Consider the following 14711-nt stretch of genomic DNA (forward strand, 5'->3'; position numbering starts at 1 on the left):
ACCATGCTATTTGTCAAAAATGGATTTAGAAATACGTAAATGTTTGACAAAATCACTTGGCTTCATTTTCTAAAGTTTCCACCAACTTGGCTAAATTCATAGAGTTAGAACCTTTGAGCAGGATTTGGTCATGGGCTCCAAGGCTTTCTTTGACTTGCTTGACTAGGTCTTCAAATTGGTCTTGGTCTTCTGTTTTCTTGAAGTAGAAAACGTGGCCGATTGGGAACATTTGACTGGCCAATTGGGCTAATTCGGCAATGTCTTCTCCATAGAAAATAACAGTATCAAGCACATCTGGAGAAAGGCTCAAAATCATCTGATTATGGAGTTGAACAGACTGGTCACCAAGTTCCTTCATATCCGCCAACACTGCAATTTTCTTGCCACCTTCATTGGCTGGAATGGCAGAGAAAGTCTCTAAAATCAACTTCATAGCAGTTGGATTGGCATTGTAAACATCTGATAGGATATCTGCTCCATTGGCTGCTTTCTTCCACTCGGTACGGTTACGCGTCAATTCAAGATTTTGGAAGCCCAAACGGATTTGCTCCTCTGAAACTCCTTCTTGCAGGGCAACATAGGATGCAATCATAGCATTGGTGGCATTATACTTACCAGTCACTGGCAAATCAAGAGCTTGTTCCAAGAAATTAGCTTTAAAGGTCAGACTGTCCTTGCGCTCAACTAAGTCTGTAATTTCCAACTCTGCTCCTGAGCCAAAACGAATCACCTTTTTATCAGTAGGCAAGTAGGCCTCTACAATCGGATCTGCTGGTGCTAAGAGTAAAGAACCTGAAGCCATACCATCTGCAATTTGCATTTTTCCTTTAGCAATCTCAGAACGGTCTTTGAAAAAGGCTAAATGGGCCTCACCAACCAAGGTCACGATGGCTGTTTTTGGACGAGCCAATTCTGACAAGAGATGAATATCTCCCAAGTGATCCTGCCCCATCTCCAAGACCAACTTTTCTGTTCCTTCAGGCATGTGGAGAACTGTGTAGGGAAGGCCAATCTCGTTATTGTAGTTACCTTGTGTTTTGTAAGTTTTGTAGGTTGTTGATAGCAAGTGCGCTAACATATCTTTGGTCGTTGTCTTGCCATTTGAACCTGTAACAGCAAAGACATCAACTCCTGTTTTTTCAAGATAGTAGGCTGCTAAGGTTTGAAAAGCAGTCAATACGTCATCTACTAAAATGTAGGGATGGTTTGCAACCTCTTTCTCAGACAGGGTTACAGCAGCGCCATTTTCAAAAGCTGTTTCGATAAAGTCATGACCGTCACGCGCACCTTTGAGGGGAACAAATAAATCTCCTGTCGCAATCAAACGACTGTCAAACTCAGCTTTTTCTAACTGGGTGTCCTCAAAGATGCTGATATCATTTTTAGCTCCTACAACTTGAGCCACTTCATGGATTGTTAATTTCATTTCTACTCCTTTAAAAAGGGTTGAAGTCCGAGAACTCTAATCACTCTGCAGTGATGGTTCTGGCTTCTACCCCCTCTTTCATTTTATAGCAAATGCGCTTCGCGCTTGTCAAAACTTTCCTTAGCAAGGTCAACCAAATGCTCGATTAGTTCTGGGTAGCTGATTCCCATATTATCCCAAAGTAGTGGATACATTGACCACTGGGTGAAACCTGGCATTGTATTAAGCTCGTTTAGGAAAATCTCTCCCTTATCTGTATAGAAGAAATCGCAACGTGATAGTCCGAGGCCACCAATGGCACGGAAGGCTGTTTCTGCATTTTGACGCATGACAGCTACCACATCATCACTGATTTTAGCTGGAATATCCATAGTAATCTTGTTATCAATATACTTGGCATCGTAGTCATAGAAGGCAACATCCTTGACTACTTCTCCTGGAAGGGTGCTTTTGACATCGTAGTTACCCAGTAGCCCAACCTCGATTTCACGGGCATTCACTCCTTGTTCTACCAAGACACGGCTATCATATTGGAAGGCAAGTTTCAAGGCTTGACGGAGTTCGTCTTGATTTTCAGACTTAGAAATACCGACACTTGAACCCATGTTTGATGGTTTTGTGAAGACTGGATAAGTCAATTTTTCTTCCACTTCAGCAATTTTAGCAGTCAGATCATCACCTTCGACAATGGCCACATAAGGAACTTGGGCAATCCCGACAGATTCTAACACACGTTTAGTCGTGATTTTATCCATGGCAAGACTAGATGACAATATGTTACAACCAACATAAGGCATTTTCAAAACTTCCAAGAATCCTTGAACTGAGCCATCTTCTCCCATCGGACCGTGAAGGACTGGAAAGACCACTGCTCCCTCTTCGTATATAGCACTTGGTGCAACTTTCTTATCCCAATCAATGGTTTCATTGGTCATAAGACGATCCTCTTGACCTGGAGTCTGGCTAAATTCTTGCGTTTTAATAAAGTCACCTGACTGGCTGATGAAGAAAGTCTTGACTGTGAAACGGTCGTAGTTGACCGCACGCATCACACTCTCAGCTGAAAGAACAGAGACTTCACGCTCTGCACTACGTCCACCGTATAAAAGAATAATCGTTTGTTTCATATTATTTGTTCCAATTCTAATAGAATACTCGTTCTTTAGTATATCATATTTGCTTCTTTTTTGAAACTTGAACCTGATACTCGTCTTCAAGAAATCTAAAAAGAGACCGATAAAACAAATGTCGGTCTCCTTGATATTTTAAATAAATTGAATTTGTTAATTTGTCTCTGCTTACAACTCTGTCCGATTTTCAATAGCTCGTAAGAGTGTGACTTCGTCCGCATACTCGATATCTGCCCCCACAGCGAGACCTCGTGCCAGGCGAGTAACCTTGATCCCAGCTGGTTTGAGCAAACGCGAAAGATACATGGAAGTCGCTTCACCATCTGCTGTAGCATTGGTCGCCACAATCACTTCTGAAACTTCACTATCCATAAGACGAGTCATAAGGCTCTTGAGATTGATATCATCTGGACTGATACCATTCATGGGAGAAATAAGACCATGCAAGACATGATAGAGTCCATGGTATTCTTGAATGTTCTCCATGGCTGCCACATCGCGACTATCCTCGAGAACTAAAATGGTTGTCTGGTCACGACTTGGATCGGTACAGATAGAGCAAGGATCGTCATCAGTCAAACGACCACAGATGGAGCAATAGGTCAGCTCTCTCTTAGCAGAAAGGAGGTTTTTGGCAAATTCATTGACATCGTCATCAGACATTCCAATCGTATAAAAGGCCAGACGTGTAGCCGTCTTAATCCCGATACCCGGCAACTTGGAATAACTGTCAATTAGTTTAGCTATAGGCGTTGGATAAAGCATAAGTTCCTTTCTAATTCATTGGATGATGTTGGTTATAGAGGTTGATAATGTCGCGCGCAATGGAAGGTCCGACACCATTTGTAAGATTGGTGTTATGAGGGAAGACTACTGCAACAGCGATTTGAGGATTATCTGATGGGGCATAGGCCACGGCATTGGTATTGGTTGCTTGCTGACCATCTGCCACATAACTTTCGGCTGTACCCGTTTTTCCGCTAATAGATACAGCTGCACCATTTGAAAAGGCACGGCCAGTTGTCAATCCACTAGTCCCATGGGCAACCTGATAAAAACCTTGTTGCAAAATACTCATATCGGAGGCGGATATATTGACCTTATTCATCTCTGACGGTTGCAGTTGTTGAATCAGGTCGCCCAATCCTCCTTTATCATTATTGCCATAAATTCCCTCAACAATACGGGGAGCCATACGGACACCATCATTTGCAATAGTTGCTACATACTGAGCCAACTGCATGGGCGTATAGTTATCAAACTGCCCAAAGGCATTGGTGATGTAATTAGCAAAGCTATACTCTTTGGGAACAAATCCAGTAGATTCATCTGGTAGGTCAATTCCGGTCGCAGCCCCCAAGCCATATTCGCCAAAGGTCGCACGAAGTTTTCCCATAGCTGTTTCCAAATTGCTGGTTCCAACAAACATATTTGGTTGATAGGTCTGGCCCATGATTCCAAGAGCGGTTTGAACCATGTAAGCATTGGATGAATACTCCAAGGCTTCCACAGCTGTAATAGGAAAAGATCCATATGCCAATTTATACCAAGAATAAATTGGAGCTGAACCTTGGAAAACAATAGGCTGATCTGTTAAGGTTTGGTTTCCTGATAAAACACCATTTTCCCAACCTGAGCTGATGGTAGCGGCCTTAACAACCGAACCTGGGATAAAGACATTGGTTACCGTTCCCAAGGAATCAGGAGTCAACTCTCCCGTTTTCAGGTCATGTTTGAGTCCTGACATAGACAAAACAGCACCTGTTTTGGGGTTAAGGGCGACTGCATACACACCCTCAGAATACTTGGCTCCACCATTTCCTAGCTCGGAATTGAAATAACTTTTCAGCAAAGCATCCACGCTATCTTGGAAGGCCAAATCAATGGTCAGTTTGATATTGTTTCCCTTACTACCTTCCTCAATTGTGTCCACGCTTTCCATATTGCCATATTTATCCAGATGGATTTCTTTTACCGAGCGTTTTCCTTGTAAGGTCTCTTCATATTGCTTTTCCAAATAGGAGGTTCCAACACGGTCATTTAGAGAATAGCCCTTTTTAAGATAGGCTTCTGCTTCTTCCGCTGGGAGACCGGCTTTTTCACTGGATACACTCCCTACTATAGAAGAAAGGGAAGTTTCCAAAATCTTTCGATCCCAAGAAGTAGAAATACTAATGCCAGGCATCTCCTTTGAAATAGAGGCAATAACAGCCACCTGAGAATCATTTAGAGGATCTGTCGCAATGGTTCCTGTCGCAAAGTTTCCAACAGCATTTAACTGGCTAAAAAGATAGATTTCTTTCTTATCATCCTCTGTATAGTTTAATTGACTCGTTTGGACACTATCGACCGCATTGTTATAGAGTTCTGATTCGGATAGACGATTGCCATCTGAATCAAGACGTTTCTCAGGTGGTAAGCTTTCCACTACTTTCTTATAGACATCTTGATCTGCTAGATAATAGTCCGCCAACTGTCGGTCAGTCAATGTTGGAGAAGTAACTCCTACATAGGCTAACAGCTTCTTGGCTGTTTCTTTTGAATCTGCAGCCGTCATTTTGTTGTTTCGAGTAAATGAAACAACTTGTTTCACAGTATTTTCAACTAAGGGCTTGCCACTGGCATCATAAATTTCACCCCGAGCTGAACTAGTAGTCACCTTTGTTTTACTAGCCGATGCTAGTTTTGTCTCATAAAAACCCTTGTTCAAAACCTGCATATAAAGCAGGCGACCAATAATGGTCATAAAGAGTAAAATGATGATTGAAAACAATAAATTAAGCCGAATCGGAATCGAATGGCTGTTAAATTTCCTCATACAAATCAGTCTCATTTCTATTTAAAATCTTACTCTTCATTGTACCATAATTTAAGAAGAAATTTTGGAAAAGAAGGGAGCTTTTCCCATTTTACAGGAAAATACGATTTTATTTATCCATCCCTACATTATATGATATAATAAATGTAAAAGTTCGATGACTCAGTCTTTTTCCAATATGACTCATTTAAAGGAGCCTTCCCTATGGACAAACCAGATATAGCAACCCTCATTGATTCTCACTTCGAAGAAATGACAGACCTAGAGCAAGAAATCGCTCGCTATTTTTTGCAAGCTGAAACCATTGCAGATGATTTATCTTCTCAGCAGGTCACTCAAAAATTACATATCTCTCAAGCTGCTCTGACCCGCTTTTCTAAAAAATGTGGTTTTACAGGCTATCGAGAATTTATTTTCCAATACCTGCACCAAGCAAAGAAACAGAACACTCATTCTCACAAACATAGTCCTTTAACCAACCGAGTTCTTAGAAGCTATAGTAATATGCGGGAACAAACACAGGACTTGATTGACGAAGAACAACTGGAACGAATCGCCCAGTTAATCGAAGATGCTGATCGTGTTTACTTCTTCGGAACAGGGAGTTCTGGCCTCGTAGCTCGTGAAATGAAATTACGCTTTATGCGTCTAGGTGTGGTCTGCGAGGCCTTGACTGACCAAGATGGTTTTGCTTGGACAACCAGTATTATGGATGAGAATTGTCTCGTACTCGGTTTCTCACTTTCTGGCTCAACTCCTTCTATTTTAGATAGTCTATTAGACGCGAAAGAGATGGGGGCACAGACTGTACTTTTTACAAGTGTTCCCAATAAAGATAGTCAGGCCTATACAGAGACTGTTCTTGTAGCCACACACAGCCAGTCATCCTACATCCAACGTATATCCGCTCAACTCCCTATGCTCTTCTTTATCGATTTGATTTATGCCTACTTTTTGGAAATCAATCGTGAAAGCAAGGAGAAAATCTTTAATAGCTACTGGGAAAATAAAAAACTCAATGGCTATCGTAGACAAAAACGTGTAAGAAAATCCTAGTTTGGTTAAACCAAACTAGGATTGTTTTATTTTAAAGTGATAATAAGCTCCCAACATACCTGCTGTATTTTGGTGATGGGCAAATTCTAATCTCGTCTTATCAGCCAGACTTGGTACCAAGGCCTCTTTCAAGGCTTTACGGATCTTGGGTTTGAGGATAGCCTCTTGTCCCATGATACCGCCACCGAGAATGACCACTTCTGGATTGGCCACATAGCAAATATTTGCCAGACCTTTCCCAAGGTAATCTACCATACGGTCAATACCAGCCATACAAATCTTGTTGCCTTCAGTAGCTTCCTTAAAAATCCGACGACCATTCCACTGATCAACTGGATCTCCATGACCTGCTGCTACATACTCCACCAAGGCTGTTGTAGAAGCCAAATCTTGGAACGCTCCATCCTGCATATGCATATAACCAACTTCACAGGCCGAATTGCTAAATCCATGGAAGACTTTCCCATCCATAATCAAACAACCACCGATACCTGTTCCAATAGTCAAGCAAAGGGTCACACTCGCTCCCTTGCCTGAACCAGATACCGCTTCAGCCAGACCTGCACAGTTGACGTCATTTTCAATCTCACAAGGAACGTTAAAGCTAGTCTCGATTTCCTTTTTGAACTGGGTGCCTGCATAATTTGGAATCTGAGGTCCAGCATAGAAAATCTCACCCTTGTCAGGATCCACCATTCCTGCAGAAGAAATAGCAACACCTGCTACTGGGCCTTGTTCTAAATAGCTGGCTACGATATCTTTGGTCTTTTGTAAGATATGAGGTCCACCCTTATGCGCCTCTGTTGGCATTTCATGCGATTCAACAAGTTGGCCTTCTTGGTCGATCAAACCATATTTGATGTTGGTTCCACCGATATCAATTGCAACGTAGTGTGTCATAAATACCTCCTTATGGATTAGAGGAAGCGCTCCTTGGTTTCACGAATCAAGGCTGCAGCTGCTTCTACAACTGGACGATCTTCTTCAGTCACTGGTGTCAATGGTGAACGAACAGAACCAATATTCAAACCTTCATTGATCTTCAAGACTTCCTTAATCACACCATACATATTTCCATGTGCAGAAGTGAGTTTACCAATGATAGCGTTGATAGCGTATTGTAATTCACGCGCTGTTTCTAAGTCTTTATCAGCAATCAATTGGTTGAGTTTCAAGAAGAGTTCTGGCATCGCACCATATGTACCACCGATACCAGCTTTAGCTCCCATGAGACGACCACCTAAGAACTGTTCATCTGGACCGTTGAAGACGATATGGTCTTCGCCACCAAGGCTCACAAAGGTTTGGATATCTTGAACTGGCATAGAAGAGTTCTTAACACCGATAACACGTGGATTCTTCAACATTTCAGTGTAGAGACTTGGCGTCAAAGCAACACCAGCTAATTGAGGAATGTTATAAATCACGTAGTCTGTGTTTGGTGCTGCAGCACTAATGTCATTCCAGTATTTAGCAACTGAGTATTCTGGCAATCGGAAATAAATCGGCGGAATCGTTGCAATAGCATCTACTCCTAAGCTTTCTGCGTGGCGAGCAAGTTCCATACTGTCTTTGGTATTATTGCAAGCAACATGGGCAATAATAGTCAACTTACCTTTAGCAACTGCCATGACTTCTTCCAAGATTAACTTACGGTCTTCAACACTTTGGTAGATACATTCACCAGAAGAACCATTGACATAAAGACCTTGAACACCTTTATCAATGAAGTATTGAACCAAGGCACGCGTACGCTCTGGACTTACTTCTCCTTGATCATCATAACATGCGTAGAAGGCTGGAATGACACCTTCGTATTTTTTTAAATCTGACATAGATTTTCTCCTAAGATTTCTTTTTTTCTGCTAAAAGCAGGATTTATTCTTTACGTTTTTAGTATACACCTTGCAAAAAACGCTTTCAATATCTGGTGTACACTTAGATTTTAGTTTCGATATATATTTTGAAACGTTTAAGGCTCGAAAGTAGTTTCAGAAACAAGCTAAACTATTGATATTTTGCGAAAATTTTCTCCATCAATCCAGTCTGGATAAAGACCAAGAGTCCAAACCCAAAAAGCAGGAAGGCTGAGCCACCTAAAAGTAAACTGAAGGCGGACAGATAAAGAACCATCGCAATGAGAAAGAGAATGGCTAACATAAGGAAGAACCAAGGAAAGTTAAAACTTGCCAAGATAAGTCCTTTTTGTAGTACTTCTTTCCAAGTTAAATCATAGCGTGCAGCTATGGGATAGCTAGCCAACATCACGATAGTGAGGAAGATAAGAACACCTAGACAGATAGCTTTCACCATTTGGAAAGGCATAGCTGTCTGACCCCAAAAGAGATAGAGGTCTAGAAGACTTAATGAGACGATACCCAACTCAAGCAGACCTAACTTAAGACCTAGTTTCAGATTTTGCTTGAAAGCTCTTAGATAGATTTTAAAGACAGGCACGCGTCTACTCTTCTTAATCTCAAACATAGTCTCGTAGAGACTAATTTTAGCCACTCCAATCGTCACGATGGGCAAACAAGAGACGACAAAAAGAAGATTGGCTGTCACGATATCCAAGACCTTCTCACTAAAACGCATGAGAAAGTTATCTGTATCAAATGCTGCCTTGATAAGGCTTACTCCTTTTTGTGCCATGTTTGCTCCTCCTGATTTTTTAGTCAATCAAAATTTTAAAGAGATATTTGCGAACCTTCTCTTCCATACCTGCATAGCCATTTGGCTGGTGAGGTTCTCCTGGGAAGAAAATCGCAAAATTGTGATAACCCAACAAGAGTGGGTAATGTTCATGACAATGAACAAAGCCAATGTCACTCGCTTCGTCGAATGCTACTGCTTCATCTTTGATACGTGAACCGTAGCTCGAATATTCATGCCCATCTACCAGCAAATGCAAATCTGCATAGTTTTTATGATGCTCAAATTGATCATTTTCAGCTTGATTGAGGACATTTTCCTGAACAACTAGAAAGACCTTGTCCCCGTCAATCTCATACTTACCTAATTCAAATGAATCTTTACGATGCTGGTAGAGATAGTCGATAGCCTTGTCTAGATTGGGATGAATCCCTTTGTAAAAGGTGATGTTTTTCAAATCGTCAAAAATCATACTCTTTCCTTCGTTTCTGATAGTTAACTAAAATCATTCTTAAGTTGATAAGTGTCTAACAAAATATCTAAGGTAAGCAAATACCCAACATTTTGTAGACACTTATAACTCTGTATTCTCTTATACTCAATGAAAATTGAAGAACAAACTAGGAAGCTAACCGCAGGCAATACTTAAGTATGGCAAGGTGACGCTGACGTAGTTTGAATTCAATTTTCGCAGAGTATTAACCTTTGACAGCTCCCATAGTAATACCTTGAGTGAAGGATTTTTGGAAGACTAAGAAGACTGTTACGATTGGAACTGCTGCAAGAGCGGCACCCGCCATAATCAAACCATAGTTGGTTGCCATTTCAGCCTGCATAGTCGCAACACCGAGTGAGATGGTCAAGTTGTTACGTGAAGTCAACATAACCAACTGCATGAAGTAGTCGTTCCAAGTGTTGATGAAGGTAAAGATTGCAAGGGCTGCAAATCCTGGTTTCACAATTGGGAAGGCTACGCTCCAGAAAGTACGAATCTCACCACAACCGTCGATTTTAGCTGATTCAAGCAACTCTGTTGGGATATTTTCACTAAATTGTTTCATGAGGAAAACCCCGAATGGCCATCCAATCAAAGGCAGGATAACTGCCCAAAGAGTATCATGGATTCCCATGAAGTTGACGATACGTACCAACGGTACAAGGACAACTTGTTTTGGAAGTGCCATGGCTGCAATGAAGATTGCAAATAGAATGCGTTGCCCATAGAAACGTTTTTTAGCCAATACATAACCTGCTAAAGAAGAGGTCGCACAAACTAAGAACATGGTTACCAATGAGATAAACACAGAGTTCCACATCCACTGCATAGCAGGGTTTTGCACCATGAGTTGTTGGAAGTTCTCCATGGTTGGCATTTTAGGGAACCATTGTGGCGGAATCATAATGGTATCAGGCTGTGATTTGAAAGCACCTGTCAAAATCCAGTAGAATGGAAAGATGAACAGCACGGTCAACAAGAGCAAGATAATAGTTGAAATAACAGTGAAAGCTGTTAATGGTTTCTTTTGTGTAGATTGCATAGCTGTCTCCTTTCTTTAGTATTCTACGTCGTTTCCAAGTACTTTAAATTGAACAAAGCTTACGATAGCGATCATCACTGCCAAGAAGACGCCGATAGTATTTGCATAACCGTATTCTGTCAATTGGAAGGCTTTTTCGTAAAGATAGTACATAAGTGTACTTGTTGAGTAGTTTGGACCACCTGAAGTCAAAAGCTGAATCAAGGCGAAACACTGGAATGAGTTGATTGTTGTAATGATTGCGATGTAAAGAGTTGTTGGAAGGAGGCTAGGCCATTTAATCTTCCAGAAAACTTGCAATTCAGTCGCACCGTCAACCCGTGCTGCTTCTACCAATGAATTGTCAATATTTCCCATTGCAGCGATATAAAGGATAATCGGCTGACCAACAGATGTAGTCAAAAGGATAATCATAATCGCCATCAAAGCCCAGTTTTTATCTCCCAACCAAGAAATGTTTTGGCTGATGATGTGGCTTGACTTAAGGACAAAGTTTAGAATCCCTGATAGTGGGTCATAGATCCATTTCCAAACAACTGTTACGGCAACACTACCTGTTACAACAGGAAGGAAGAAGACGAAACGGTAGAAGGATCTGGCAATGGCATTTTGATGATAGGTCTGAGATGCTACAAAGAGTGAGAATAGAACAACAACTGGTACAGATCCAATAACCAAAATCACGGTATTGATCAAAGACTTCATAAAGACAGGGTCTTTAAACATGCGAACGTAGTTGTCCAAACCTACAAACTCAAATTTAGTCATTGAGTAGTTAAAGAAACTTGTAATGAATCCCATAATCATAGGAGCCAATACAAAGATGACAAAGAAGAATAATACTGGTGCTAGGAAAGCGTAGGAAATCACTGTTTCCCGCATACGAATTTTATTGACTTTCACAGTCGGCACCTCTCTTTCACAAATAGAATATTTTGGATTTTCTTAAACTGTTTTAAAATCAAAATGAAATTTTTTAAGATTCGCTTATGTAAGAACTTCATTTTAATTTCGTGACAGTTCCTTACATTTCAAACAAAATCCTCCCTTTTCTTACATAGACGTTGCACAGGGAAAAGGGAGGAGTCAATCTGATTTAGTGCTTATTGTTTTGTAGCTTTTTTAATTGTTTCGTTAGCTTTTTCAGTGAAGGCTTTCAAAGCATCCGCTGGTTTTTCGTCACCATTTGATACAGATTGCAACATTGGGAACCAAAGTGTTCTCATTTCAGCAAAACCATTGATAGTGTTGTAGTATGGTGAGTAGTATTTAGTCCAACCACTGATTGTTTCCATACGTTTGTCTTCATAAAGTTTGCCAAATGAAGTACGAACTGGGAAGGCACCTGTACGAACAACGTCTTTTGGACCCCATTCTTTGTCATCTGCAATGAATTGAACGAATTTCTTAGATGCTGCAACTTTCTTGTCGTCTTTGTTGTTGAATACTGCAAATCCGTTTACAAGGTATTCAAGAGCTGGTTTACCTGAATCTGATGGGAATGGTACTTCTACCACTTCTACTTTACTTGCTTCCAAGAGTTTAGCTTGGATACCGTTTTGAGATGGTGCCCAAAGGATTGTGTAAGATGTTTGACCGTTGGCAAAGTTTTGGATATCTGCTCCACCGTCAAATTGTGAACCATTGTTCAACAAACCATCTTTGATCCAGCCAGCTGCTTTTTCAAGACCTTTGACGAATTTAGGATCATCAGTTGTATATTTAGTTACGTCTTTGTCTGTTACAGAACCGCCATAAAGGTTTGCAATGAAGGCACGTGTTCCTTGGTCTCCCCCTTGACCAGAACTGAACAATGAACCTGGTGTGTAGCCTTTATCTTTAAGTGCTTTCAAAACTTTTTCAAAATCATCAGTAGTCCAACCTTCTTTTACAAGGTTTGCAACTCCAGCTTCTTCCAACATTTTCTTGTTCATAGCCATGTAGAATGGAGCTGAACTAATTGGATACATGTAAGCTTTGTCTCCAGCTTTACTTGCTTGTACGATATTTTCGTTGTTAACATCTTTGACGAATTCGTCTGTGAAGAGGTCGTTCAACTCAGCCAATTTACCATTTTTACCGTATTGGATGATACGTCCTGGTGCGTCAAACAGTACATCTGGAGCTGTTCCTGCTTCAATAGCTGTTGTGATTTTTTCAGGACCTGACTTGAAGTCGATGGTTTCCAATTTCACTTTTACATCTGGATTTGCTTTTTCAAACGCTTCGATGATTGATTTTTCATATGTTCCAACACCGTCACCAGTTTTTTCTTGAGTGAAGACTGGGAATGCCCACCAAGTGATTTCTGTTTTTCCGCTATCGCTACCAGATTTCCCAGCATCTTTACTTCCGCCAGAATTACCACATGCAGCAAGGCCAAGAACCGCAGCACCCGCAAGTACTGTACAAGCTAGTTTTCTAAATTTCATTTGTATTCTCCTAATTGATAAGCGTATCCATATTGGATAATGAGTAAGATTGAACTTGTATACGTTTTCATTTTATCCGACGCATCCACCACTCTCCTCTTTTTTGAGATTGTGTTATTTAAGACCAGCAACGAAGCGTTCTGTAATCTCTTTTGGTCTAGTAATAGCGCCACCAACAACGATGCCTCGCACTCCATATCCAAGGATTTGTTTGGCTTGTTCTGGTGTATGAATTTTCCCTTCTGCAATGACATCTACACCGGCATCACAGAGTTTTTTAATTAATTCAAAATCGGGACCATCCACTTTTGGACTGTAAGATGTGTATCCTGATAAAGTTGTTCCGACAAAGTCAATTCCTGCTTCAACAGCTGCCAATCCTTCTTCGAAAGTACTTGTATCAGCCATCAAGAGCTGGTTAGGATATTTCTCCTTAACCTGACGAATGAAGTCTTGAATCTCTAAACCATCATAGCGTTCACGCTTGGTACAATCCAGAGCAATTACCTCTATATTAAGTTCTGCCAATTCATCAACCTCTTTCATAGTAGCAGTGATGAAGGGTTCTTGTGGTGGATAATCTCGTTTAATTATCCCAATGATTGGAAGTTTTGTGACCTCCTTGATTTCCTTGATATCACGAACACTGTTTGCTCGGATACCGACTGCTCCACCTTGCTCAGCCGCTTTGACCAGCAAGGGAATGACTCCTCCCGCTTCTGTATAGAGCGGTTCGTGAGGAAGGGCCTGACAAGAAACGATGATTCCATCTTTGATTTGTGCAATCAAGGCTTCTTTAGTAATCTGTGGCATCCTCTTTCCTCCTTTTCTTTGTTCTTATGGGTTCATTATATATTATTTTTAAAGCGCTTTCAATACTTTGTGGTAGAATAGATTTCAGTTTCAAAAGTATTTTATAGAACAGCAGTTTCTGAAAGTAGTTTCAGCACTGTCTTATTTTCAATTCGCTCAGTATCTAAAATGATAAAAAGAGATAGCCATCTTTCAAATGGGCCATCTCTTTTATCATTAACGATGAGCAAAATTCATTTTATTCAAGACCTAGTCTTCTTTTCGTTTCTTCCCAAATGTCAAAACAGATAAGAGACCTGCCACTAATCCTATAGAAATAAGGGTTGTGTTTTCTTTGCTTCCAGTATTTGGAAGCTCATTTTGTTTAGCCGCTGGTGCTTGATAAGTAGCACCTTGTCCAAGAGATAACTTCTTAGCTGGACGTTCGTTTGCAGCTGCTAAGACTGGTTTGGTTTCTCCCTTGTACTCTGGCACTTCATGGATTGCTGCCTCAGCTCCATTGACACCTCCTTTATACTCAGGAAGAGCATTTGAAGCTGCCAAGACAAAGTTAGCACCACCTCTATATTCCGGAACCTCATTTGAAGCTGCTAGAACTGAATTTACGCCCCCTTTGAATTCCGGTTTTTCTACTGTTGGTGCTGGCTCTTCTCCCACTGTTGCTAAGGGACCTGTATATTCAGGAATTTCTGTTACAAGAGCTTCTACTCCATTCACTCCACCTGTAAACTCCGGTTTTTCTACTGTTGGCGCTGGTTCTTCTCCCACTGTTGCCAATGGACCTGTATATTCAGGAGCTTCTTCAGTTACTGCAGCCTCAACGCCATTAACTCCACCTGTAAATTC

At 40.9% G+C, this 14711-nt stretch carries 14 protein-coding genes; 1 reads left to right on the forward strand and 13 read right to left on the reverse strand.

The window, feature by feature from the left end; translation table 11 throughout:
• Nucleotides 1-52 precede the first annotated feature (52 nt).
• From N5909_RS06250 to pbp2b, 4 genes are all read right to left on the reverse strand, one after another.
• Nucleotides 53-1426: a UDP-N-acetylmuramoyl-tripeptide--D-alanyl-D-alanine ligase gene (locus N5909_RS06250; RefSeq protein WP_033681501.1), complete on the reverse strand. Its 1374-nt coding sequence runs from the start codon at nucleotides 1424-1426 to the stop codon at nucleotides 53-55.
• An 83-nt stretch (nucleotides 1427-1509) separates the two neighbouring features.
• Nucleotides 1510-2553 (reverse strand): D-alanine--D-alanine ligase, encoded by a 1044-nt coding sequence (locus tag N5909_RS06255; protein ID WP_033681500.1) that lies wholly within the window; start codon nucleotides 2551-2553, stop codon nucleotides 1510-1512.
• Between the two features lie 171 nt (nucleotides 2554-2724).
• Nucleotides 2725-3321 carry a recombination mediator RecR gene (gene recR / locus N5909_RS06260; protein ID WP_000966748.1) on the reverse strand — a complete coding sequence of 199 codons (597 nt, stop codon included), beginning with the start codon at nucleotides 3319-3321 and terminating at the stop codon, nucleotides 2725-2727.
• A 10-nt stretch (nucleotides 3322-3331) separates the two neighbouring features.
• Nucleotides 3332-5389, reverse strand: a complete 2058-nt coding sequence (gene pbp2b / locus N5909_RS06265) for a penicillin-binding protein PBP2B (RefSeq protein ID WP_271630990.1) — start codon at nucleotides 5387-5389, stop codon at nucleotides 3332-3334.
• A 189-nt stretch (nucleotides 5390-5578) separates the two neighbouring features.
• Here pbp2b and N5909_RS06270 point away from each other — a divergent pair, with 189 nt between their 5' ends.
• On the forward strand, nucleotides 5579-6430 hold the full coding sequence (locus N5909_RS06270; protein ID WP_271630991.1) for a MurR/RpiR family transcriptional regulator: 852 nt from the start codon (nucleotides 5579-5581) through the stop codon (nucleotides 6428-6430).
• A 15-nt stretch (nucleotides 6431-6445) separates the two neighbouring features.
• On the opposite strand, the gene N5909_RS06275 is transcribed toward N5909_RS06270, so the two are convergent.
• From N5909_RS06275 to N5909_RS06315, 9 genes are all read right to left on the reverse strand, one after another.
• Nucleotides 6446-7330, reverse strand: a complete 885-nt coding sequence (locus tag N5909_RS06275) for an ROK family protein (protein ID WP_271630992.1) — start codon at nucleotides 7328-7330, stop codon at nucleotides 6446-6448.
• A gap of 17 nt (nucleotides 7331-7347) precedes the next feature.
• The gene (locus N5909_RS06280; RefSeq protein ID WP_033684862.1) at nucleotides 7348-8265 is read right to left on the reverse strand and encodes a dihydrodipicolinate synthase family protein; all 918 of its coding nucleotides are present in this window, start codon (nucleotides 8263-8265) and stop codon (nucleotides 7348-7350) included.
• Nucleotides 8266-8437: 172 nt separating this feature from the next.
• Nucleotides 8438-9082 (reverse strand): YesL family protein, encoded by a 645-nt coding sequence (locus tag N5909_RS06285; RefSeq protein WP_271630993.1) that lies wholly within the window; start codon nucleotides 9080-9082, stop codon nucleotides 8438-8440.
• Nucleotides 9083-9101: 19 nt separating this feature from the next.
• Complete coding sequence (locus N5909_RS06290; RefSeq protein WP_049511020.1) at nucleotides 9102-9554, reverse strand: YhcH/YjgK/YiaL family protein; 453 nt, start codon at nucleotides 9552-9554, stop codon at nucleotides 9102-9104.
• Between the two features lie 226 nt (nucleotides 9555-9780).
• Entirely contained in the window at nucleotides 9781-10620 is an 840-nt protein-coding gene (locus N5909_RS06295) for a carbohydrate ABC transporter permease (protein WP_001192119.1), read from the reverse strand.
• A 15-nt stretch (nucleotides 10621-10635) separates the two neighbouring features.
• Nucleotides 10636-11502, reverse strand: a complete 867-nt coding sequence (locus N5909_RS06300) for a carbohydrate ABC transporter permease (protein WP_153198773.1) — start codon at nucleotides 11500-11502, stop codon at nucleotides 10636-10638.
• 221 nt (nucleotides 11503-11723) lie between these two features.
• Nucleotides 11724-13052 (reverse strand): ABC transporter substrate-binding protein, encoded by a 1329-nt coding sequence (locus tag N5909_RS06305; RefSeq protein WP_271630994.1) that lies wholly within the window; start codon nucleotides 13050-13052, stop codon nucleotides 11724-11726.
• Between the two features lie 114 nt (nucleotides 13053-13166).
• Complete coding sequence (locus tag N5909_RS06310; protein WP_033681493.1) at nucleotides 13167-13865, reverse strand: N-acetylmannosamine-6-phosphate 2-epimerase; 699 nt, start codon at nucleotides 13863-13865, stop codon at nucleotides 13167-13169.
• Between the two features lie 249 nt (nucleotides 13866-14114).
• Nucleotides 14115-14711 (reverse strand): SIALI-17 repeat-containing surface protein (locus N5909_RS06315; protein WP_271630995.1); only part of this gene is annotated, 597 nt, incomplete at its 5' end.

Origin of the sequence: Streptococcus gwangjuensis (genome assembly GCF_028156745.1) — a bacterium.
GTDB lineage: Bacteria > Bacillota > Bacilli > Lactobacillales > Streptococcaceae > Streptococcus > Streptococcus gwangjuense_A.

Coding starts and splice junctions, on each gene's coding strand:
- N5909_RS06285 (WP_271630993.1), bottom strand. CDS start 9,082: ATGGCACAAAAAGGAGTAAGCCTTATCAAGGCAGCATTTGATACAGAT.
- N5909_RS06310 (WP_033681493.1), bottom strand. CDS start 13,865: ATGCCACAGATTACTAAAGAAGCCTTGATTGCACAAATCAAAGATGGA.
- N5909_RS06280 (WP_033684862.1), bottom strand. CDS start 8,265: ATGTCAGATTTAAAAAAATACGAAGGTGTCATTCCAGCCTTCTACGCA.
- N5909_RS06255 (WP_033681500.1), bottom strand. CDS start 2,553: ATGAAACAAACGATTATTCTTTTATACGGTGGACGTAGTGCAGAGCGT.
- N5909_RS06295 (WP_001192119.1), bottom strand. CDS start 10,620: ATGCAATCTACACAAAAGAAACCATTAACAGCTTTCACTGTTATTTCA.
- N5909_RS06290 (WP_049511020.1), bottom strand. CDS start 9,554: ATGATTTTTGACGATTTGAAAAACATCACCTTTTACAAAGGGATTCAT.
- N5909_RS06250 (WP_033681501.1), bottom strand. CDS start 1,426: ATGAAATTAACAATCCATGAAGTGGCTCAAGTTGTAGGAGCTAAAAAT.
- N5909_RS06270 (WP_271630991.1), top strand. CDS start 5,579: ATGGACAAACCAGATATAGCAACCCTCATTGATTCTCACTTCGAAGAA.
- pbp2b (WP_271630990.1), bottom strand. CDS start 5,389: ATGAGACTGATTTGTATGAGGAAATTTAACAGCCATTCGATTCCGATT.
- N5909_RS06305 (WP_271630994.1), bottom strand. CDS start 13,052: ATGAAATTTAGAAAACTAGCTTGTACAGTACTTGCGGGTGCTGCGGTT.
- recR (WP_000966748.1), bottom strand. CDS start 3,321: ATGCTTTATCCAACGCCTATAGCTAAACTAATTGACAGTTATTCCAAG.
- N5909_RS06275 (WP_271630992.1), bottom strand. CDS start 7,330: ATGACACACTACGTTGCAATTGATATCGGTGGAACCAACATCAAATAT.
- N5909_RS06300 (WP_153198773.1), bottom strand. CDS start 11,502: ATGCGGGAAACAGTGATTTCCTACGCTTTCCTAGCACCAGTATTATTC.